This is a genomic window from Ruegeria sp. CH5, from assembly GCF_056537025.1.
The window spans coordinates 16,468-38,467 of record NZ_JBQFQT010000001.1; the positions used below are offsets into that span (position 1 = coordinate 16,468).

20 protein-coding genes and 1 pseudogene are annotated in these 22,000 nt (G+C 54.2%); 15 read left to right on the plus strand and 6 right to left on the minus strand.

Annotation, left to right across the window (positions count from 1 at the left end):
• Nucleotides 1–17: 17 nt before the first annotated feature.
• The 4 genes and pseudogenes from ACR0JC_RS00085 to ACR0JC_RS00100 form a co-directional block, all read left to right on the plus strand.
• Nucleotides 18–824 carry an amidohydrolase family protein gene (locus ACR0JC_RS00085; protein ID WP_170339937.1) on the plus strand — a complete coding sequence of 269 codons (807 nt, stop codon included), beginning with the start codon at nt 18–20 and terminating at the stop codon, nt 822–824.
• Nucleotides 821–1,198: a hypothetical protein gene (locus ACR0JC_RS00090; protein ID WP_170339934.1), complete on the plus strand. Its 378-nt coding sequence runs from the start codon at nt 821–823 to the stop codon at nt 1,196–1,198. The genes ACR0JC_RS00085 and ACR0JC_RS00090 overlap by 4 nt, the downstream gene beginning before the upstream one ends.
• A complete protein-coding gene (locus ACR0JC_RS00095; RefSeq protein WP_170339932.1) occupies nt 1,195–2,325 on the plus strand; it encodes a cytochrome-c peroxidase in 1,131 nt (376 codons plus the stop codon). The genes ACR0JC_RS00090 and ACR0JC_RS00095 overlap by 4 nt, the downstream gene beginning before the upstream one ends.
• 255 nt (nt 2,326–2,580) lie before the next feature.
• Nucleotides 2,581–2,832 (plus strand): annotated as a pseudogene (locus ACR0JC_RS00100) (IS6 family transposase); the annotation flags it as partial.
• Between the two features lie 296 nt (nt 2,833–3,128).
• Here the strand turns inward: ACR0JC_RS00100 and ACR0JC_RS00105 are convergent.
• On the minus strand, nt 3,129–3,770 hold the full coding sequence (locus ACR0JC_RS00105; RefSeq protein WP_170339930.1) for a TetR family transcriptional regulator C-terminal domain-containing protein: 642 nt from the start codon (nt 3,768–3,770) through the stop codon (nt 3,129–3,131).
• Between the two features lie 191 nt (nt 3,771–3,961).
• Here ACR0JC_RS00105 and ACR0JC_RS00110 point away from each other — a divergent pair, with 191 nt between their 5' ends.
• The 7 genes from ACR0JC_RS00110 to ACR0JC_RS00140 all read left to right on the plus strand — a co-directional run bounded on the left by ACR0JC_RS00110 (nt 3,962) and on the right by ACR0JC_RS00140 (nt 12,767).
• The gene (locus ACR0JC_RS00110; protein ID WP_170339927.1) at nt 3,962–4,825 is read left to right on the plus strand and encodes an ABC transporter permease; all 864 of its coding nucleotides are present in this window, start codon (nt 3,962–3,964) and stop codon (nt 4,823–4,825) included.
• Nucleotides 4,822–5,616 carry an ABC transporter permease gene (locus ACR0JC_RS00115; protein ID WP_170339925.1) on the plus strand — a complete coding sequence of 265 codons (795 nt, stop codon included), beginning with the start codon at nt 4,822–4,824 and terminating at the stop codon, nt 5,614–5,616. The genes ACR0JC_RS00110 and ACR0JC_RS00115 overlap by 4 nt, the downstream gene beginning before the upstream one ends.
• A 20-nt stretch (nt 5,617–5,636) precedes the next feature.
• Complete coding sequence (locus tag ACR0JC_RS00120) at nt 5,637–6,752, plus strand: ABC transporter ATP-binding protein (protein WP_170339922.1); 1,116 nt, start codon at nt 5,637–5,639, stop codon at nt 6,750–6,752.
• Nucleotides 6,749–7,804, plus strand: a complete 1,056-nt coding sequence (locus ACR0JC_RS00125; RefSeq protein ID WP_170339920.1) for an ABC transporter substrate-binding protein — start codon at nt 6,749–6,751, stop codon at nt 7,802–7,804. Before ACR0JC_RS00120 ends, ACR0JC_RS00125 begins: the two co-directional genes overlap by 4 nt.
• A 94-nt stretch (nt 7,805–7,898) precedes the next feature.
• A complete protein-coding gene (locus ACR0JC_RS00130) occupies nt 7,899–9,965 on the plus strand; it encodes an oxidoreductase (protein WP_170339917.1) in 2,067 nt (688 codons plus the stop codon).
• An 8-nt stretch (nt 9,966–9,973) separates the two neighbouring features.
• Complete coding sequence (locus ACR0JC_RS00135; protein ID WP_170339914.1) at nt 9,974–11,173, plus strand: aromatic ring-hydroxylating oxygenase subunit alpha; 1,200 nt, start codon at nt 9,974–9,976, stop codon at nt 11,171–11,173.
• A 25-nt stretch (nt 11,174–11,198) separates the two neighbouring features.
• On the plus strand, nt 11,199–12,767 hold the full coding sequence (locus ACR0JC_RS00140) for a trimethylamine methyltransferase family protein (RefSeq protein WP_170339912.1): 1,569 nt from the start codon (nt 11,199–11,201) through the stop codon (nt 12,765–12,767).
• 62 nt (nt 12,768–12,829) lie between these two features.
• On the opposite strand, the gene ACR0JC_RS00145 is transcribed toward ACR0JC_RS00140, so the two are convergent.
• Nucleotides 12,830–14,224 carry an aminotransferase gene (locus ACR0JC_RS00145; RefSeq protein WP_170340101.1) on the minus strand — a complete coding sequence of 465 codons (1,395 nt, stop codon included), beginning with the start codon at nt 14,222–14,224 and terminating at the stop codon, nt 12,830–12,832.
• 189 nt (nt 14,225–14,413) lie between these two features.
• Between ACR0JC_RS00145 and ACR0JC_RS00150 the strand changes: the two genes are divergently transcribed.
• Nucleotides 14,414–14,992: a TetR/AcrR family transcriptional regulator gene (locus tag ACR0JC_RS00150; RefSeq protein ID WP_254430718.1), complete on the plus strand. Its 579-nt coding sequence runs from the start codon at nt 14,414–14,416 to the stop codon at nt 14,990–14,992.
• Between the two features lie 643 nt (nt 14,993–15,635).
• Here the strand turns inward: ACR0JC_RS00150 and ACR0JC_RS00155 are convergent.
• Entirely contained in the window at nt 15,636–15,839 is a 204-nt protein-coding gene (locus ACR0JC_RS00155; protein ID WP_170339910.1) for a hypothetical protein, read from the minus strand.
• 482 nt (nt 15,840–16,321) lie between these two features.
• Here ACR0JC_RS00155 and ACR0JC_RS00160 point away from each other — a divergent pair, with 482 nt between their 5' ends.
• On the plus strand, nt 16,322–17,077 hold the full coding sequence (locus ACR0JC_RS00160) for an N-acyl homoserine lactonase family protein (RefSeq protein WP_170339908.1): 756 nt from the start codon (nt 16,322–16,324) through the stop codon (nt 17,075–17,077).
• 49 nt (nt 17,078–17,126) lie between these two features.
• On the opposite strand, the gene ACR0JC_RS00165 is transcribed toward ACR0JC_RS00160, so the two are convergent.
• The 3 genes from ACR0JC_RS00165 to ACR0JC_RS00175 form a co-directional block, all read right to left on the minus strand.
• Entirely contained in the window at nt 17,127–17,855 is a 729-nt protein-coding gene (locus tag ACR0JC_RS00165) for an SDR family NAD(P)-dependent oxidoreductase (protein ID WP_170339905.1), read from the minus strand.
• A gap of 268 nt (nt 17,856–18,123) precedes the next feature.
• Nucleotides 18,124–18,726: a methyltransferase family protein gene (locus ACR0JC_RS00170; protein WP_170339903.1), complete on the minus strand. Its 603-nt coding sequence runs from the start codon at nt 18,724–18,726 to the stop codon at nt 18,124–18,126.
• Nucleotides 18,726–19,364 carry a cation efflux transmembrane domain-containing protein gene (locus ACR0JC_RS00175; protein WP_170340097.1) on the minus strand — a complete coding sequence of 213 codons (639 nt, stop codon included), beginning with the start codon at nt 19,362–19,364 and terminating at the stop codon, nt 18,726–18,728. Before ACR0JC_RS00175 ends, ACR0JC_RS00170 begins: the two co-directional genes overlap by 1 nt.
• Nucleotides 19,365–19,436: 72 nt before the next feature.
• Here ACR0JC_RS00175 and ACR0JC_RS00180 point away from each other — a divergent pair, with 72 nt between their 5' ends.
• Both ACR0JC_RS00180 and ACR0JC_RS00185 read left to right on the plus strand, forming a co-directional pair.
• Nucleotides 19,437–19,853: a MerR family transcriptional regulator gene (locus ACR0JC_RS00180; RefSeq protein WP_170339901.1), complete on the plus strand. Its 417-nt coding sequence runs from the start codon at nt 19,437–19,439 to the stop codon at nt 19,851–19,853.
• A gap of 541 nt (nt 19,854–20,394) precedes the next feature.
• On the plus strand, nt 20,395–21,969 hold the full coding sequence (locus ACR0JC_RS00185) for an ABC transporter substrate-binding protein (protein WP_170339899.1): 1,575 nt from the start codon (nt 20,395–20,397) through the stop codon (nt 21,967–21,969).
• Nucleotides 21,970–22,000 lie beyond the last annotated feature (31 nt).

Below are 22,000 nucleotides of genomic sequence, written 5' to 3' on the forward strand. Positions count from 1 at the left end.
TAGATAGGAGGCTTGAGGTGCTGAAACGTATCTTCATTTTGGGCGCTGCGCTGTTTTGCAGTGCCGCCATCGCACAAGAGCGCCCCATCTTCGACACGCATATTCATTACAGCCACGACGCCGTCGAACTGGTGCCACCAGAACAGGTGGCTAAAATCCTTCGGGATGCGGGCGTGCGGAAAGCGCTAGTTTCCAGCTCGGACGACAATGGCACTCAGCTGTTGTTGGACGCGGCACCGGACATCGTCGTTCCAGCGTTGCGCCCGTACCGTCGTCGCGGTGAAATCAACACCTGGATGCACGATGAAACTGTAATTGATTATCTGGAAGAAAACCTGGCCAAAAACGACTACGAAGCTATCGGCGAGTTTCACGCTTACGGCGAAGATATCAAAACGCCGGTCATCCAGCGTATGATTGCACTGGCCAAAGAGCGGAACCTCATTCTACACCACCACGGTGATCGAGAGGCAGTTGACCTGATCTTCGAGACTTGGCCAGAGGCGCGGGTTTTGTGGGCGCATTCTGGCTTTGACGACCCGGCCAGCGTGTCTGACGCTTTGGACACTTATCCCAGGCTTTGGGCGGACTTGGCTTTTCGGTCGGATATGGTTTCACGCGGCCGTTTAGACCCGGATTGGAAGGCCGCGTTCGAGGTGCATCCCGATCGGTTCATGGTTGGCACGGACACATTTGCGCCGGAACGTTGGTACTACGTTGGCCCGCACGCAGATTTTTCGCGTGAATGGCTGGATCTGCTGCCGGAACGGATCGCAGACAACATCGCCTATGCCAACGCTGAACGTTTGCTGGCATCAGAATGATCCGCTGGGTTATATGGCTTCTTGCTTCATCGGGCGCAGCAATTGCTTGTGACGCTGTGGGGCAACGCATGGGGTCGGAAGCCCCAGATGCGCCTGCGGTTTATTTGGCTGTCAGCGAAATTCCGTTGGCCCAACCGTTTTCCGTTCTGATTTCAGTCTGCAGTGAAGCAACAGCACATGAGGTGCGTGTTGATGCAATCATGCCCGCTCATCAGCACGGTTTGAATTACGTTCCCGAAGTTTCGGCATTGGGCGATGGAATGTTCCGGGTCGATGATTTGCTGTTTCACATGCCGGGACTCTGGGAGCTGCAGGCTGACGTTCATATCGGAGGGCGATCGCTGTCCTACACGTCAGAGATCACGCTCAAATGAAGTTCTGGGCTTTAACCGCGCTAATGGCGCTTCCGGTTGCTGTACACTCAGAAATTCTATTGTCCGAAGAGGAAATACAGCAAACGCTTTCCTTCGGGCCGTGGCCGCCAACATACAAGCCAGACCCCAGCAATCGCGTTTCAGGTGACTCAAGAGCTATATCGCTCGGCGCGGCTTTGTTCAACGATCCGGTGCTGTCGGTAGACGGCGCTTTTTCTTGTGCGAGTTGTCACGACCCCGAACAGGCATTTACAACAACCGAGGCGCGGGCGCTCGGCCGTGTCAGGTTGGATCGGAACACCCCATCCCTGAGAAACCTTGCGAGTCTGCGCTGGTACGGTTGGGGTGGCAAGAGCGATAGTCTCTGGGCAGCAAGTTTGCATCCGATCATCGAAGAACAAGAGATGGCTCACAGCAGCGAAAGTCTAAAGGCGGCAATTTCCGAGAGTTCTTATGTTGCTGATTTTGAGTCCATTTTCGGCAATATCCGAAGTCAAGACCCGGAGTTGGTCCTGGTCAACACGGCCAAGTCTCTATCAGCCTATTTGGAGACGCTTAGAACCGAGCGGACACAATTTGACAGTTTCCGCGATGCGCTGGAACGCGGAGATCTGTTGGCGGCTGCGAACTATCCCGAAGCTGCTCAGAGAGGTCTAAAGCTCTTTCTGGGGCGCGGGAAATGTGCCCTTTGCCACAATGGCCCGGCATTTTCCAACAATGAATTTCACGACGCCGGTGTGCCTTACTTCCTAAGCGAAACCGAAGTCGATGAAGGACGGTTCGGCGGGTTGAACTTCCTATTTTCAAGCGTCTACACACTGGACGGGGAATGGAACGACGATCCCGCCAAGCAAGGTGCGTGGGCGGTTCGCAGTGTGCATAGGCGTCATTCTGATTTTGGGACTTTTCGTACGCCAAGTTTGCGGGGTGTGGTTGAAACTCCGCCCTATATGCACGACGGCAGTTTGATCGACTTGGACGCGGTGGTCCGGCACTACAGCGAGCTTGATACCGAAAGGCTGCATGCCGACGGTGAGGCCATACTCTCAGAACTGAGCTTGTCCGAGCAGGAGATCGCTGATCTCATTATGTTTTTGGAGACTTTGTCCGGCGTTGCATGGCCTTGAGATACTCCAATTCAGCCAAAGTGCCGCCTGAGTTATGCGGCACGTCGCATTTTGCTAACCCCCTTTCCACGTCAGAGAGTGTGGCCAACAAAACAAGGTCGTTGCAGTGGTCCGAATGATCTAGGCCGAACCCCTTGTTGCCTACTTTGGTCGGGCCGTTCCCGAGTAAAATATCGTCTTGCTCCAGCGCCTGCCCACAAAAACTTTCGTCACTGGTCGCTTCGCATGCTAAAAGGCTGCACTAAGGCAATTGGGTTGGGCGCTTTTAACAAACGGCAAACGGGCAGGTGGCTCAATGACCGCCTCGAGAACTCCCACCTGCCGTTTGTACGACTCGACCTCGCGTTACAGCGTTTCAAACACATGCGAAATCTACAGAAATTCGCCGTCTTCAAATCCTCTGTATTTGACCACTTCAACTAGGAAAGATCGCTAACCAGCCCAAGCCCCTTCAGGCTGATCCGCCTCGCCGGTCGTTGCGAGTGGAGTCAACTTTGTTCCGGATAGGTTCGTGGTTCCCGCGGTAAACTGAGACTGGTTCGACTTCGTCTGACAGCACCGCCACCCATTCCCGACTTTCGCCACTGTTTTCTTGCCACGGGTTTCTGTGGGTAGTACCGTGCGCTGTGCCGTTCTGCCTCGATCAGAGAAAGCGCGATATGCAGACTGAGGCAGCTTTTCCGAAGCGTGCAAAGTTTACTTAAATCCGCCGCGGTCCATTCATCTCTCTGCTTCCATGATGTTGACTGAAAGATGGGATTGCCCACCTCTACAATAGCCAGACAGGAAACCTTTCGCGATCTCTACTCAGACAACACTGCGCCATTCAGGTCAAAGTGCTTTGGGAACATTGCACGCAGAAACCGGAAGACAATTCTCATTGCTTCGTCGCGGTCAAATGAATCCGGGTGGAGTAGGTAGTCAGTCCACATGCCTTCGAGCATTGCGAGTGTGCCGTGTGTGGCGTCCCTGGCAACTTGATTAGGGTGTTCCGTCCCAGTTTCTTTTGCAATTCGAGCGAAAGCGTTGAAAACCAAGTTCCGAAGCTTGGCGTCGCGGGTATCTGAAAACGCAGCGATTGCTGCTCTGTTTCGAGCCTCGCCTCGAAATGCGTACCAAATGGAGACGTTTTTCTTGTTGAGGATGGTTTCACTCAAGTCGCCCCGAACAATCATCTCAATATGTTCCTGTCCGGTTTGCCCGGTCGCTTTCAACAAGTCATAAATGCCGTTGTAGTATTGTTCGGATGAATAGCGGGCGGCTTCGTCGACCAAGTTGTCCTTACCACCAAAATGAAGATGAATCATTCCGCGGGACAGATTGGCGCGTTGGATGATTTCGCTGACTGAGGTCTCGGAAATCCCTTTCTCTGCCACCGAGTCGAGTACGGCCTCGATCAGAGAAAGGCGATTTCGTTCGCGTATTTCTTGTCGTCTTCCAGTCATATGATTAGGCGGCTCTATTTGTTTTCAGTCTCTTGCGGTGGCGTCTAGTGGCCGATGCGAAGTCGGCCAGCCCCGATGTTGAAATAATCAGTTGACACAACTAGTGCAAAAATCCCAGATTTAAATGGACGATTGTCCATTTTGTGATCGACTGTTGTCGCAGCATCGAAAACGACATTCAGCAGGGAAGCATGGCAGGAGTACTACGAAGTGAGACGGGCAAGGGCCTGGCACTTAGCGCGCCTGCGACGCTCTACGTGGGGCTGCTTGTAGCCGTACCGCTCTGTATTCTTGTCGCCTACAGTTTTTGGACCCAGACATATGTCCAGATTGACCGGACATTGACTTGGGCGAACTACCAAGAGGCGTTTACTGACCCCTTGGTTCGACACCTAATGATCCGTTCGGTTGCAATTGCGGGTGCGGTGACATTGGCAACGGTTTGTCTGGCCTATCCGATTGCCTACTTCATTGCTTTTCGTACGCAAAAAAAGACCCTCTGGCTGTTGCTGATCACTATTCCTTTTTGGAGCAGCTACCTTCTGCGCGTGTTCAGTTGGAAACTCATTCTTGGTTTCAACGGGGTGTTGAACTCGGCGCTGATTTCATTGGGTTTGATACAAGAACCACTGACATTTCTTCTCTACAATGAGTTTGCGGTGGTCCTTACGCTCGCCCACGCCTGGGCACCTTTTGCCATCCTGCCGATCTATGTATCGCTACAAAAGATTGACCGCAGCCTTTTGGAGGCCGCAACAGACCTTGGCTGCAGTAAGTTGGAGCGCTTTGTACGTGTGACACTGCCTCTGACGGTGCCGGGGATCATCGCGGCCTGCCTGATCATTTTCATCCCAACCGTCGGCGATTACGTCACTCCGGCCTTGGTCGGTGGATCTCAGGGTAAAATGGTCGCGAACTTGATCCAGGTGCAGTTTGGCGCCGCCAACAACTGGCCATTGGGTGCAACCTTGTCTCTTCTCGCCATGCTTTCGGTCGGCTGCGTTGCGATCCTGTTCGTGGTGGTCGTCACCGCATTGGGTCGGAGGATCAGATGACCAGGGTATTTCGCATCTCATGGTTGCTGGTTTACGCGATTGCCTACCTGGTGTTTCTCTATCTGCCGGTTTTGCTGTTGCCGCTGTTTTCGTTCAATGACGGAACCATCGTGGCGTTCCCGCTCAAAGGTTTCACGTTGAAATGGTACGCGCAGTTGGGTCAGCAAGACACGCTATTGCAAGCCATGGTGAATTCGCTGATCGTCGGCAGCGTGACCGCCGTGATGGCAACTTCTCTGGGTCTCTTTGCAGCTCGCGCCTATGTCCGTTATCGCTTCACTGGGCGTGAGTTGTCCGAGGGACTGGTCATGCTTCCACTGGTCATTCCCGGCATCATCGTTGCCAGTTCAATGCTGGTTCTGTTTATCAGCATCGGGCTGAAACCATCGCTGACCACCGTGATCCTTGGGCATGTGTTTGTGGCGCTGCCCTTTTCCGTGTCGATCATGAAGTCTGCGTTTGACGATTTCGACCAGTCTTTGGAGGAGGCCGCGTTCGATCTTGGTGAAAGCGTTGTTGGAACGTTTCGACGTGTTACCCTGCCAATCGTCGCGCCGGGTATCATTGCCAGCCTGTTGGTCACCTTTACAGTGTCGTTTGACGAGTTCGTCTTGGCCTTTTTCCTATCCGGAAACAGCCCAACACTGCCGGTTTATATCTGGAGCCAGATCCGCTTCCCGGCAAAACTGCCCAACACGTTGGCACTGGGGTCGCTGCTTTTACTGTCATCGGTCCTGCTGCTGTTGATTGCCGAATATTTCCGCCGCCGTTCCATCCAGTCCTCAGATTGAAGCCAAAGGAAACAAGTAAGATGAGCGAACAGAACATCATCGAAATTCGGGGCGTAGAAAAACGCTTTGGTTCCTTTGTGGCTGTGTCCGATCTGAACCTGACCTTGAAAGAAGGTGAGTTCTTTTCGTTGCTTGGCCCTTCAGGCTGCGGCAAGACAACGGCTTTGCGCATCATCGCGGGCTTTCAGGATCACGAAGAAGGCGAGATCCGGATCGATGGTCGAACGATGGGAGAGGTGCCTGCCAATAAGCGCCCTACAAATATGGTGTTCCAAAGTTATGCGATCTTTCCGCACCTGAACGTTGGCGACAATGTTGGCTTCGGATTGCGCAAGACAAAGCTGTCTCGGAGGGAAATCAAAGAGCGTGTTGCCGAGGCGCTTGAAATGGTCGAGCTTGGCGGCCTGCAGGACCGAAAAGCCAACGAATTGTCGGGAGGTCAGCGGCAACGTGTGGCACTCGCCCGGGCACTCGTTATGCGGCCCAAGGTATTGCTATTGGATGAACCGTTGTCTGCGTTGGACAAAAACCTGCGCGAAACGATGCAGTTGGAGATGCGACGCCTTCAACAGAAGCTTGGAATTACTTTCGTCATGGTCACGCATGACCAGTACGAGGCGATGACCATGTCCGACCGCATCGGCGTCATGTTCGCCGGGCAGCTCAAGCAGGTGGATAAGCCAGAGGTCCTGTATTCCCAACCCTGCAACCGGGAAGTGGCTTCTTTCATCGGTGGAATGAACTTTCTGGATGCCGAAGTGACTTCGGAGAATTCTGAAACGCTCGAAGTCAACGTCAAGGGCTTTGGAAAGATGGAAATCGGGGTGAACCCCAACGTCCAGGTGCATGACAAGGAACTCCTAGTCGGGGTTCGGCCTGAGCAACTGGAAATCAGCTCGGAAAAACCGGATGGCTACGATGCTCTTGTTCAGGGCGAGGTTTCGGACGTCGCCTTTTATGGTGAGAGTGTCCACTACTATGTGCGCGTCGACGGTCTGAAAGACAGCATCGCCGTCGCAGTACCAAACTACTTTCACACGGTCGACCACACGCGCGGCGATACCGTCTGGCTTGGCGTTCAAAGCGCCTCGGTGATTGATTTGGGTAAGCGTGAATCTTTGGGAGGAGAACAATGATTAAAACAGCATCACTTACGGCAGCCGTAGTCGCCACCTTTACCGCGGGCCAAGCTCTGGCGAACGCCGCTGACCTGACCGTTTTTGACTGGTCCGGATATGAGGATCAGGGTTTCTACGGCGATTATGTCGAAAAGTACGGTGGGGCGCCCAGCTACACCTATTTTGGCAGCGTGGAAGAAGCGTTCACCAAGCTTCAGTCCGGGTTTGAAGCCGATTTGGCTCACCCTTGCACAGATGCTCTGAGGAAATGGGTGGCGGCAGATTTGATCAAGCCAATCGACACCAGCAAGCTGGAGAATTGGGACAAGTTGATGCCCAAGATCAAAGAGGTCGATGGCATCACGATCGATGGGCAGACCTACATGGTGCCGTTTGAGTGGGGCAACACTGGCCTGATCTATCGCACCGATATGATTTCGGCAGATGATGTTTCGCTGCAATTGCTTGCAGATCCCGCCTATCAGGGCAAAGTCGCCATTCCGGACGCCGCTTCCAGTGCCTTTGCAATGGCAGCCTTGGCGACTGGAGCGTCCAGCTATACCGATATGAGTGACGAGGAATTCCAAAAAGCGGCGGACTATCTGCGCGCGGTTCATCCGAACGTGCGCTTTTATTGGTCTGATGCCGGCCAACTGGATCAGGCAATTGCCAGCGGTGAGGTTACGCTGGGTTGGGGATGGAACCAATCGGAACTGAACCTGATCTGGAACGAAACCCCAGCGGTCATGATGCGCGATGTGGACAAAGGCATCGCGACCTGGGTCTGCGGTTATGTACATCTGAAATCTGCGAAGCAGTCGGATGAGCAGGTCTATGACATGCTGAACGCGCTCAGCTCCGCGGCAAGTGGGAAGTACATTATTGAAAGCTGGGGATACGCCCACGCCAATGAAGACGCTTTTGCACAGGCAGACCCGGAGTTGATCGAAACTTACGGGTTCTCTGATGTGGACAGCTTCTTTGAAGGCAGCCTGTTCTTTGACGCCGTTAACCCTGAGTTGGAGGCCAAGATGTTGAAGGAATTCGAGCGCATCAAAGCGGGCTTCTAAGGGCGCTCTTACAACACAGCCGGGAATGGTGGGGATGTAGAAACCCTTCCATTCCCACGAAACTATTTCCGATTTTCTTGGAGGAAGCGCGGCAATGTCAGGCGCTGACGGATATTCTGTACTCTTTGAACCGGTTCAAATTGGGCCAGTGACGGCTCGAAACCGGTTCTACCAAGTGCCCCACTGCAACGGCATGGGGCACTTGCGACCGCAGGCCGAGGCTGCCATGCGGGCAATGAAGGCCGAGGGTGGTTGGGCCGTCGTCTCCAACCAGGAGACGGAAATTCACCCGACTTCTGACCTGTCCCCGTTTGCCGAAAACCGACTTTGGGATGAGCGGGATATCCCGGCGCTGCGCCTGATGACCGAGGCGGTGCATGGAAAGGGGTCTTTGGCGGCTATTGAATTGGCGCATAACGGTCACCACGCGCAAAATCATCTGAGCCGGGCCCCTTTGCTGGCGCCTTCAGAACTTGCCTTGCAAACTGCTTATCCCAAGCAAGCCAGGGCGATGGATAAGGCGGACATTCGCGAATTTCGCAAGTGGCATCGCGCAGCGGCTCGCCGTTCGCGCGAAGCCGGGTTCGACATCGTGTATGTATATGCCGGGCATCACATGACCTTGCCTCATCATTTCCTGCTGCCACAGTTCAATGATCGAACGGATGAGTATGGAGGTTCACTGGAGAACCGGGTGCGGCTAACCCGCGAGCTTCTTGAAGAAACCAAGGAAGAGGTTGGAGACGATTGCGCCATTGCCCTGCGATTTGCGGTTGACGAAATGCTCGGGGCAGACGGCATGCAAGCGCAGGAAGAAGGCCGTGCTGTAGTCGAGTTGCTGGCCGAGCTTCCTGACCTTTGGGATGTTAACGTGGCAGATTGGAGCAACGACTCTGCAACGACCCGGTTCGAGCCCCGCGACGGCTTTCAAACCTCATATATCGAATTCGTGAAACAGGTGACTTCCAAACCTGTTGTTGGCGTCGGGCGTCTTACGTCGCCGGATTTGATGGCGTCACTGGTCAGGAAAGGCATTCTTGATTTTATCGGCGCGGCGAGGCCATCCATCGCTGATCCGTTTCTGCCCAACAAAATCAAGGAAGGTCGCATCGAAGAAATCCGTGAGTGCATCGGTTGCAATATCTGTGTTTCATCCGACTCTCTCGGTGTCCCCATACGCTGCACACAAAACCCGACCATGGGCGAAGAGTGGCGGCGGAAATGGCATCCAGAGTTCATTGAGCGTCGGGGGAAAGAGAAAACTGCGCTCGTTGTGGGCAGCGGACCAGCCGGACTTGAATGCGCCATGCAATTGGCGCGGCGGGGATACGAGGTAACTCTGGCGGAAGCCAAGCAAGAGCTTGGCGGCCGTGTCTTGCAGGAGTCTGGTCTGACCGGGCTGTCCGCTTGGAAACGCGTCACAGATCACAGGATTTATGACCTTCGGCAAAGAGGGAACGTTCAACTGTTCACCGACAGCCTGTTGTCAGCAACCGAGGTTGTCGAGCTGGCTATTCCGAACGTCTTTGTCGCAACTGGCGCAAAATGGCGACGAGACGGGCGCGGGAAATCTGGATTTCACGGCGTATCAATAAGCGCCGGCGCTCAGGTATTTACGCCGGATGACATCATGTCAGGGACACTGCCGGGGAGCGGTCCGGTTTTGGTCTACGATGATGAACAGGCATATCTCGGTGGTGTATTGGCGGATCATCTGGCTCGGGCTGGACATGAGGTCGTCTTTGTAACCCCGGCTTCAATGGTTTCGCCGTTTACTGAACTAACGCTGGAACAAACTCGAGTACAACGCAGTCTTCTGGAGGGCGGCGTTCAACTGGTCCTGTCTCATACATTGGACAACGTGGCGCCGGGGCAGGCGACCGTGCGATGTGCGTACACGGGGCAAGAACAGACCAAAGAATGTGGTTCAGTTGTGTTGGTGACGCAGCGCGCGCGCGAAACCAACCTCTACGATGAGCTGCGCAGCTTGGCCAACAACCCGCTGACTACGCTGGAATTGATCGGAGATGCAGCAAACCCCGGCTTGATCGCGGACGCAGTATATTCGGGTCACATGGCTGCTCGGAATTTTGAACGCGAGGCGGGCGAAATTGACCGCGAATTTTTCCGTCGGGAACTCGTTTCCCTTGAACTTGTTTGAGGTACGCCATGCCACAAGATGATTTGCAAGTAATGCGCGACTTGGTGGGCTCGCAACGTGAAGGGTTCGCCTTGCCTCGTCACTTCTACACGTCTCAAGCCGTATACGAGAACGATATCAGTGCGTTCTGGAACCGAAACTGGATCTGGGTCGGCCATGTTAGCCAGGTCCCTGAACCGGGTGATTATTTCCTGTTCGACTATGGACCCGAGTCCATCATTATCGTTCGGGATCGTAAGGGCGAAGTGCGGGGGCATCTGAACGTATGCCGCCATCGTGGATCGCGGGTTTGCATCGAACGGAAAGGCAAAGCCCGCAACTTCATATGTCCGTATCACGCGTGGACTTTCGACTTGAACGGCAAACTGCGGAACGGTCGGTCAATGGGATCGGATTTCGATCCGGGCCAGTATGGGTTGTTCCCGGTTGAGGTGAAGATATACCAAGGTCTCATATTCGTCTGTGCAGCCGCGAATGCACCACCTCTGGATGCCGCGCTGGAGCGACTCGCTCCACTTTCAAAGCCGTTTGACTTTGAAAATCTGAAGGTCGCTCATGAAGCCTCGTATCCGGTTCCCGCGAACTGGAAACTGGCCTTGGAAAACTATCTGGAATGCTATCACTGCGCCCCGTCTCATCAGGACTATTCGCGCAGTCACTCGTTGAAAGATCCTGCTCAAGTTCTTGAGTTCAGCGGCGCTCTTCGCGAGCGGATGGACGAAGTCGGAGTTCCCTTGGAGGAGTTGGACCTGACCGGAGAAAACGCGCTCGCGCCGGGTGCAGATGTCTATTGGCGGCGCTACCCGCTGTTTCCCGGGTATTTGACGGGCAGCAAGGATGGTACGCCTTTGGCTCCCCCTTTGGGAAAGCTAAAGGGTCACGACGGCGGTGCCACCGATCTGGGGATCGGGACTTTGAACTACTTCCTCGTTTATGCAGATCACATGGTCGGCTACCGGTTCGTTCCGCGCGCCCTGCAGGAAACGGATATTCAGATCGTTTGGTATGTGCGCGGCGACGCTCAAGAGGGTCGTGACTACGATAAGGACGCGTTGACATGGCTCTGGCATGTCACGTCGCTCGATGATGAGCGGATCATCCGTCACAATCAGGAAGGCGTGAACTCCCACCATTTCGTTCCGGGACCGCTGTCCGAGATGGAGTGGAGCATTCCTGGCTTCTATCGCAACTACTTCAGCATGATCTGACTCGCTCAGATTTCGGAGAAACACCATGAGAGAGTTAACGAAGCGCAGATCAAGACGGCGCGGGGGCGGGCGTGAGGCGCGCGCGGCCGTGCGAACCAGCAACGTCGCTTCGCAGGCAATCTGGCCGGGCATTACCGGAGGAAGATACAAGCCCCTGTCAGACGCTGACATGGCCCGCATTCATGAAGCCGCCTTGAGTATTCTGGAGCGTACGGGCGTCGGTGATCCAACGCAGGAAGTTCTTGATCTCGTGCTGCCCAAAGGGGCGACGGTGAACGAGCACGGCAGGCTATGCTTTCCTCGGGCTTTGATGGAAGACCTGTTGGCCAAGGCCGCCAGCGAATTCTATGTCCATGCACGCGGATCTCGGGCCGGAAAGGACGATATGCACTGCACCAAGGACAAGGTGTATTACGCAAATTCCGGTACGGCGGTGACAACGTTTGACGCGGAAACGCGCAGTTACCGACCATCGACGCTCAGGGATATCTACGATTTCACCCGTCTTGTAGATCGGCTCGACAACATTCACATGACCGGTGATACGGTTCTGGCTACGGATGTCCCGCAGGACTACGAGCATGACATGAGCATGCTATACGCCATTCTGGCGGGAAGCGAGAAACCGTCCTGCCTGACATTCCGCACGCGCGAACACATACAAGACGCCATTCATATGTTCGATCTGGCATCGGGCGGGGAGGGAAAGTTCCTTGAAAAGCCTTCGGTGATTTTTGGAGGCTGTCCCATCGTCTCACCGCTTCGGTTCGGGCGGGAAAACCTGGAAATCCTGATTGATACTGCGAAAATGGGCCTTGTCTGCGACCTTGCCGTTCCGCCACAAGCCGGAGCCACGTCACCAGCGCCATTGGCCGGCACGCTGGCGCAGGCGGTAGCCGAGACCCTTTCATGCGTGGCCGTGGCCAACCTGATCAATCCAGGAACGCCTGTCGTCTTTGCGGCATGGCCGTTCATTACTGATCTGCGCACTGGATCGTTTACCGGCGGAAGTGGCGAGCAGGCTTTGATTTCAGCCGCTGCTATTCAGATGGGCAACTTCTACAACCTACCAACCAGCGTCGGATGTGGAATGACGGATTCCAAAATCCCCGATGCGCAATATGGGCTGGAAAAAGCGCTTACATTCGCACTGGCGGCCCATGCGGGAGCAAACCGGTTGTGCGAGTTTGGCGGGATGCTCGGCAGCCTGATGGGCTGTAGCTTTGAGTCAATGGTGATCGACAACGAGGCAGCGGGCATGATCTCTCGAACACTGCGCGGGATCGAGGTGAGTGACGATACGCTTTCGGTCAACGTCATCCACGAATGCGCAATAGATCCCGGTCATTTCCTTGGTAATGCGCAGACCTTGCAATACATGGAGACCGAGTATGTCTATCCAACCTTGATGGATCGGGAGCTTACCGACACTTGGGAGAAGGCAGGCCGTCAGGATATGTTCGAGCGGAGCAGGTCGGTTGTGAACGATATCCTATCCAATCACTACCCGAACTACTTTGGCAGAAAGGCTGATGAAGAGGTTCGATCCAGGTTTCCGATCAAGTTGCCGCCTGAAGTAATGCAGGCTGGGTGAGCGTAGCAGGTCGCGGTAGGGGCCGCCATTTGCAAGGTTGCGAGGCCACCCCGAAGCCATTCCTAAGTTCTCAACGCATTCTGGCGCGTCAGGTCCTCGGTCGCCAGCCGGATGCCCTTTTCAAGGATGTCGAACATCTGGTTCAACTCGTCTTCCGAAATGATCAACGGCGGAGAAAACACACACATATTGATGATTGGCCGCAGGATCAGTCCGTTCTCCTGACAATGATGATCGATCAATGCGCCAACTGATTTATCAAGATCCAGCAAGTTATCGGCTTTGGCGTCCGCAACACACTCAACGCATCCAACCAGCCCCATACCGCGGGCATCACCGACGAGCGGCAATTCAGCTAGGGCCTGAAGGCGTTCTGCGAACAGCGGCGTGATCGCGCGGACATGCTCAAGAACGCCGTCACGCTCCATGATTTCGATCGTCTTCAAACCGGCCGCCGCGCTTACTGGGTGGCCCGAATAGGTGAAGCCATTAGAAAAGGTAGCGTCCTGGGCGTGTTCGCCGCTTATTTCTGCTATCAGCCGATCAGAAATGATGCAGGCCCCCATCGGCACATACCCTGAAGTCATTCCCTTAGCGCAGGTGATGATATCCGGCTGAATACCGAAGACGGCTTCGGACGCAAACCAATGCCCAAGCCGTCCGAACCCAGTCACAACCTCGTCCGAGATATACAGGACATCGTACTTTCGGCAGATTTCCAGACAGCGCAGATGATATCCCGGTGGAGGTACGATGACACCTCCAGAGCACAAGATCGGTTCAGCGATGAAAGCTGCGACCTTGTCTGCTCCGGTCTGCAGGATCATGTTTTCCAGATCCGCTATTTTTTCGTCCAGAAAGTCGTCGACTGTCTGCTCGGGGCGACGCGAATAAGGATTCACATTCGGCAGGAAGCGCGTCAGGTGACTTGCCTGGTCCAGCCAACCTTTGTCTCGCTCTTTTCCGGACACTGAGGCCGCCAGGTAGGTCGATCCGTGATAGGCTTTCTGCCGCGATATCACGATCTTCTTTTCAGGCTTGCCCAGAAGGTTGTTGCGAAACTGCACAAACCGAAGAGCGGAATCCACGGCGGTTGAGCCACCTGTCGTGAAGAACACATGGTTCAGGTCGCCCGGCGTCCTCTTGGCGATCTCATGCGCCAACCGGGCGGGGGCTGAGTTGGCATTGTTGAAGGGCGAAAAATACGCCATCTCTTTCGCCTGCTGGGCCATGGCATCGGCAATTTCAGTGTTTCCATAGCCCAATTGCATACACCACATGCCAGCAGGGCCGTCTATTAGGCGCTTTCCGTCCTCAGTGAAGACGTGAACGCCCAGACCGCTTTCTGCAAAGGTGCGTTCGTTTTGGCCCAGGCATGACATACCTTCCCACGGGTGCAGGAAATGTTCGTTGTCCCACTCGCGAATGGACCGAAAGTCAGAGTTGGAAAGGGTCATGCAGCGCCTTGATGAAATGGAAATCACAAAATGAACGAACATTCATTCAATGTCAATTCTTGAACTTTCGCTCTGCTGAATGCGAGAAGACAAAGTGCGACCACCCAGCGGAGGACAAACAAGATTACTCTCGAGCCTGATATCCCAACCAATGCCCGTGATCTGGGTAAGCTGCAGAACCGAAAGCAGTTGATCCAAGCGGCTGCAGAGGCCATCTATAAGTACGGAATTCGCGGCACGACCTCGGCGAGAATCCAAGAGTTGTCGGGACTGTCGCAAGGGATGGTAAACCTACACTTTGGCTCCAAAGAAAAGCTTCTGCTTGCGGTGGCTGAGGAATTGTCAGTCCGCTACGCGGAGCAGTGGAAGGTCATCGCAGCCAATCCCGAGTTGAACCCGGCAGACAAGTTAATCTCTTTCATTGAGGCAGACTTCGATCCCTTGGTCCTAAATGCACGGGACGTCGCAATTTGGTTTTCCTTCCGGGCCGAAGCGCTCTCGAACCCGAAGGTATTTCCTTTCATCGACTCGCGAGACAAAGGTTTCAGGGCGGCGATACTGGAGCTGTTGGAGCAAATAAAGGTTGAAGGCCAGTACGATGACGTAGACGCCAATCTTGCAACAGACGCATTGGTTGCTTTGCTGGAAGGGCTCTGGACCGACTACCACTTGCACTCAGAGATCTTCAAACCTTCGGAGGCTTTGAGGATCTGCCTGTTTGTACTGCAATCGATGTTTCCAAAACACTTTAGCAACCAAAAGATCTAAGGATGAAGGTGGCTTTTGAAAATAGGAACCTACCGAGGTCAATCCCTAATCCGTCCGTGTCTCGTGAATGAATCGCCGCAAGTCATTATTCATTGGTTGGGCCCATAAGACGCACATGAGCAATGCAAAACACCAAATAGCAGCGCGCCGATGATCAGCGAACTAGCCGAAGCTTCCAACCCGCGGCCGCGCGCGATCAGCAAAATTCCAATAACAAAGTCAGTAAAAATCCCCAGATGATAGTATGAGCTGCGCCGGCATCTTCAATCCCACCGGTTATGACCGTTTTCACAACAACGACATCAGCGTCGGCATATGTAGCAAGAAGTCTCATGGTTGGGGGCAGGACCGCCAAACTGGCACCAACCTCATTGGCTGCTCCTAACGGTGTCGGACGTTCGTCAGAACTGCCGCTATGACCGGGTCACGGACAAAGTTCTAGGATTCTTCAAACAGATCGGTCATCCGTAGGATTGCACTACACGGCCGTCGAGAGTGGGAAGGAGTACTTTTCTTCTCTTCCGAAAGTGTCGTGACTCAATTCAAGGCCTCCCTGCATGCTGAGAAGGCCGTTTCGGCTCACCGGTGTCCAGAAACCCTCCGGTGGAGCCTTTCTGTGTGTCTGACGGTATCGTTCACAAAACTAGGTTGCTGGATGCTCGGGTGCGTCACCCAAAGCCAGTAGTAAAAGGATGGCCAAAAGCGGTGATCCAACCAGACCGATCAGGAACCAGATCAAACCGGATCGGTTACGCCGCCCCGCCATCGTGATCGGCAGGATATAAAGCCAGATCACGCCAAGCAGCAAGGCTAGCATAAATATCAGTTGGATAACTGGTGCGTCCATTAAATTTCGCCTTTCGTATCTTGACGCCATGTATAGCACGGCTGATCAAGTTTGACAGACGGTGGCCCGAATGCGCTCTTGGGAAAAATTAAGTCGCGACATTGGTCCCGGGCGTCCTGGCACTCTCCCGGTGGCCTCCTTGGCTATTAATCGTTATAATCCCAAGGGTTGGGGCGTTCCGGATAGCACAGTAGATAAGTCGGGAATGCCGACAAACTTTCTGTGCGTTGGGGGAACTCTCTAAGTCTAGCCAAAATCTGCAGGTTGGCCAAAAATCAGTGGTTTTCTGCCAAGACGTTTAACTGTTGGTCACGTGACTAAAGAAAAGACCGCTTTCCGATCTGAACTGCCAATCTCGCTCAAAGCTTCACCCGCAGCACTGCTGGGCTGGGTGATAGCTAGAATAGTGGTCAGTGCGACGACGGACTCCTTGACTTTCACACTCTACTCAAAATCCTTGCAGTCGATGAGGGAGAGAGTTTGTGCAAGCTGAGGGATTTGTCAAAGGGCGGCCGATTGACCTGGCAGTATTGGACTACGGGCTGTTCAAGGTTCATTCCACTGGTCGCATCATTGGGATCTGCGGCTTTCTGATCCGGACGGATCTGGGAGAAGCCATACTCATCGACACCGGGTTTCCCGAAAAATATGCGACCGATACCGAAGCCGCGGTCAAAGAAGATCTTTTGTTCGAGTTTGGCGAAGTCCTGAAATGTGAACCGGAAAATCTGCCACGCGCGCAACTGGCAAAGCTCGGTCTCATTCCATCAGACATTACGTTGCAGATTTGTACCCACACTCATATCGACCATATCGGGGGATTGGGCGACTTTCCGAGCACTCCGATACTGATCTCTTCCGTGGAGCGGGCTCTGCCTCGTCCATTGTATTGGGGCGGTGTGCAGCCTTTGGAGTGGCCCGATCGGGATTACTTTTTGATTGATGGCGACGTAGAGATTGGACCAGGTATTCTGGTAATGGCGGCACCCGGTCATGCACCAGGCCAGATCGCCCTGATGGTCGATCTTCCCTCGGGTCCGGTTTTGCTCACCAGTGACGCGATATCCCGACCGTCAGAAATCGATGAGAAATTTGCAGGGTCATGGGACGAAGAAGCCGCGATTGCCAGCGCAGACAGGTTGATGCGTCTAGCATCCGAGCGAAACGCCTTTGTGATCTATGGGCATTGTCCAAATCAATGGCCAGTTCTGAAGAAAGCACCAGAGGTCTACCGTTGACCCCAACCGGTGGTCCACCTTTCCCGAAATCGATTGATCTTCCTGAAAACTACCTGACGTCCCGCCCTTGATTCAGAATGATTACATTTCCGCTGGAAACGTCACCGGCCGGTGAAATGAGAAAACTGACCCAAGAGGCGACTTGCTCGGGCTGCATCGCATGACCATGCGGCATGGCGCCAACGGCTTTCTCCAAGACTTCCTCAGACAAGACATTGAACAAGGGCGTCTCGGTCATGGCTGGCGCCAGCGAGTTCACACAGATTTTTTCCTTTGCGTATCGACGGGCTAGGTCTTTCGTAAGGGTATCCATCGCCGCCTTTGATGCCCGGTAGTGCGGAGGGTCAAATACATCGAAATTGTAAGCTCCGTTTGATGAGATATTCACAATCTTTTTGACGCCCTCGCGTTCCAACATCAATCGGACAGCCTGCTGGCAACAATGGAACGCAGAGTTGAAATTGATTGCCATCTGCCTTTCCAGTTCCTCGGGCGGTATATGCGGGAAGTCGGACATGAAGCAGGTGCCAGCGTTGTTTACCAAAGCATCGAGGCCGCCATAAGCTGACTTTATGCCATCAAACGTCTGCGCGATTGCAACTGGATCCGTCAAGTCAACGCAGAATTGTGTGAAATTTGAACCTAACTCTGCCGCCAGTTCATCCAAGCCCTCCGCGTTGAGGTCCAGTCCAAGGACGTGGAACTCACATGTCCGCAATTGGCGGCAGATAGCCTGTCCCATCCCTCCCGCGGCACCAGTCACAACGGCTGTTTTCATAGTAACTCCTCGAACCCTGGCGAAACAGTGGATATCTTGAACTACAGAAGGAAACCCGCAACGCAGGTTTCTGCAAGTATGGATAGTCAATCTCTAAAAAAATTCGGTAAGCGTCTGGTTTGGGCTCGGAGTTAGACCTTGCGATGTCATTCCACCGCGCTTTGGCGCCGGATGTGCCTTTCGACGTTGCAACTGAAGCAAACGGCAGCATGGTCCGCAAAGCAGACGTTCAAGCAAGTTGCAGCGAATGACCGCTTTGAGCCCAAACCTACCAAGATGCCGCATCATGGCGAAGGTCTGCTTTATGCAGGTGTTCGTTCAGCGAAATGAACCGTCGGACCGTTGCCTTGTAGTCCTCAAACGCGGAACCGTAATGCTCCTTGAGCCATGGTTCCTCGGCGAATGGCGCGGCCATCAGGACGACTATTCCGGCAAAACCAATGAGAGCCGCCCCAGGTGACGCAGAAAGCACGATCCAGCCGACAATCATTGCAATATCGGCCACGTACTGTGGGTTGCGAGAATAGCGGTACAAGCCGCATGTCCGAAGCGACCCTTTCGCGCCGCCAGTCTGGGCTATCCCGAACTTCGCGACCTCTGACCACACGATGACGTTGCCCGCAACGATCAGTGGAATGCCAATACCGAACCGCAGCAAAGTCGGGATTGGCAGGCTTCCCCAATTCATGAACCCAAGGACGATCAGGATGCTGAACAGCGTGAATGTCGGAACCCAAACCAATACGGGAGTCGCCTTGGTGTAGCGCTTTGGTGGCCAGAGGCGGCGATCAGGGTATGCGATCGACCAAAGTATCGCGGCTAGGGTGCTTGCCCCGATTACAAGGCCGATGATGATCAAGATCGCTTGCATCAGATTTTCACATGTTCATGGTCGGTGGTGATGGCGCGCCGCTCTTCCAAAGCTTGGCGCACGATCTGGAAGGCCGATGACAGGAACAATCCGGCCATGATGGTTGCAACGATCAGGTCAGGCCAACCCGTTGCCGTGCCCCAGACACCAAGTGCTGCAAACATCACGGCCACGTTCCCAATCGCGTCATTGCGCGAACACAGCCAGACCGACCGGACATTGGCATCACCGTCCCTGTAACGAACCAACAACAATACGCTCGCCATATTGGTGAGCAGTGCCAGAAAACCGACGATCCCCATAATTTCTGCGGTCGGTAGGCCAACATAGAAGACGCGATAGACTGTCGATCCAAACACCCAGAGGCCCATCAGAAGAAGGCTGACACCTTTGAACAGCGCCGCATTCGTCCGGGCACGAAGCGAGGCCCCGATGACTGCAAGCGAAATGCCGTAGGTCAGCGCATCGCCCGCAAAGTCGAGAGCGTCAGCCTGCAATGCCTGAGATTTGGCTAGATGACCCGCTGTCATCTCGACAACAAACATTGCCGCATTAAGCGCTATGACGATCCAGAGCCGCCTTTTGTAATCATCTGAAACGCCGTCAAACTTAGCGTCATGTCCGCAGCAACCAGCCATGGGAATCCTCTTTAATCTTTGCTTATACATAGTGTAATGTCTCTAGTGACTAGAGGTTCAAGAGGTATCATCATGTTTTCTATCGGCGAGCTTTCAAAGCGGACAAAGGTCAAGGTTCCGACCATCCGGTACTACGAGGATATGGGACTATTGCCCGAGGCAGAGCGCACGTCCGGCAACCAACGGCGATACGACAAGGCTGGGTTGGAGCGGCTGAGCTTTATCCGGCATGCACGCGATCTAGGGTTTTCGATTGAAGCGATCTCTTCGCTAATTGAGTTGCAGGATCATCCAGACCGGTCGTGTGAGGCTGCGACGGATATTGCGGTATCCCAACTTGAAGAGGTCCGAGCCAAGATCAAACGTCTCAGAATGCTTGAAAAGGAACTCAGCCGAATATCCAAAGGCTGCGACGGTGAAGGTGTATCCGGGGACTGCTACGTGTTAGCTTCACTAGCCGACCACAACCTGTGCGACCGCGAACATTAGAAGCCGCGAATGCAGACATTGGACTTTCAAGAACGAAAGGCAGCTTCGTCCGCACAGCAGACGTACGTCGCAAGTCTTTTCAATGTCTACCGTGCGGACCTAATATATCGGTGGTGTGATCTGCTCAAACGACCGCTCTGTGCGCATTGCAAATGAGCGAAAGCACCTCGGGATGATTGGAAATCTGGCGGCGGGTCTAAAACAGCGTGGCGATCGCTTCTGAAAGCGGACAACCATCCAGTGTGTGAGCAACGCAGTTCCCGTCAACGCTATCTGGATTTACTTGTCGGAGCATGAAGCTTGATGATTGCGGTTTGTGTTCGTCTCGTCTGAGTAATAGACACTTGATGCGGTGTTCTTTGGGAGAGTGGCTGTCCCCCTGAAGTCCCGTGTCGCTTGTGTTTAGCAAATCAAAACCGAGTTGAACGATTGACATGTATTCGCAGTTGGTATGCTATCCGCAGCCATAACGTTAACAGAAATTTGCGACACGGTATCGTGAATTCAATGCAGTTAAACGACTGCAATATGGGAGAAAATAATGAAAAATCCAATACTCGTACTGACGCTTTTGATGACGACGACGTCCTTGGCCAGTGCCGAAACTCTGCGTTGGGCGCGCTCGGGGGATGCGCTGACGCTTGACCCGCATTCGCAGAACGAAGGGCCGACGCATACCGTGCGCCACCAGATGTATGAACCTCTGATCATTCGCGATACGAGCGGTGCGTTTGAACCTGCGCTGGCGACCGATTGGGCCCCCAGCGAGAGTGATCCGAATGTCTGGGTATTCAACCTGCGTCAGGGCGTGAAATTCCATGACGGCGCCGATTTCACAGCAGAAGACGTGGTGTTCAGCATCAACCGGGCGAAGCAGCCGAACTCGGACATGAAAGAACTGATCAATTCGATTGTCGAGGTGCGCGCTGTCGACGACCACACGATCGAGATCGAGACGGACGGTCCGAACCCCATTCTTCCTGCGAACCTCACAGACCTGTTCATCATGGACAAGGGCTGGACCGAGGCGAATAACGCGGTCAACGTTCAGGACTTTGAAGGCGGCGAGATCACCTTTGCGACCGTCAATGTGAATGGAACCGGCCCCTACAAACTGGTCAGCCGCGAACCAGACGTCAAAACGGTGATGGAGCGGAACGAAGATTATTGGGGGCGTGATCAGTTCCCGATGGCGATCAGCGAAATCATCTATACCCCGATCCAGAATGACGCGACCCGCGTTGCGGCGATGCTGTCGGGCGAGGTGAACTTCCTTCAGGATATGCCGGTGCAGGACCTGGACCGGGTGAATGCCGTCGACGGTTTAGTCGTCAAACAAGCGCCGCAAAACCGGGTGATCTTCTTTGGCATGAACCAGGGCTCGGATGACATCGAGGCGGATAACGTCGATGGCAAGAACCCACTTGCCGACGTCCGCGTTCGTCGGGCCATGTCCAAAGCGATCAATCGAGATGCCATCCAACAGGTGGTCATGCGCGGTCAGTCGCAACCTGCCGGGATGATCGCCCCGCCTTTCGTGAACGGCTGGACTGCCGAGATGGACAGTGAAAGCAGCACGGATGTTGAAGGTGCAAAGGCGCTTTTGGCCGAAGCGGGTTATCCGGACGGATTCTCGATCCGGCTGGATTGTCCCAACGACCGGTACATCAATGACGAAGGTATCTGTCAGGCCGCTGTCGGGATGCTGGGTCAGATTGGCATCACTGTGAATCTGGATGCCAAACCGAAAGCACAACATTTCCCGCTGATCACGGACGGAAAGACCGATTTCTACATGCTGGGTTGGGGCGTTCCGACGTATGACTCGGAATACATCTTCAACTTCCTGGTCCATGGTCGTGAAAGCGACATCGGGACGTGGAACGGCACCGGGTATGACAATGATGAGTTGGATGCCAAGATCAAGTCGCTGGCCTCGAACACGGATCTCGTCGCGCGAGATCAAGCGATCGCCGAGATCTGGCGCGTGGTGCAGGATGAACAGCTGTATATTCCGATCCACCATCAAGTGTTGAACTGGGGTATGGCTGAAAACCTGGACATCAACGTTGATCCCGAAGATCAGCCTATGGTCAAGCATTTTGGCCTGAAGTAAGAAACGTGGCCGGGCCTCGGGATGCGAGGCC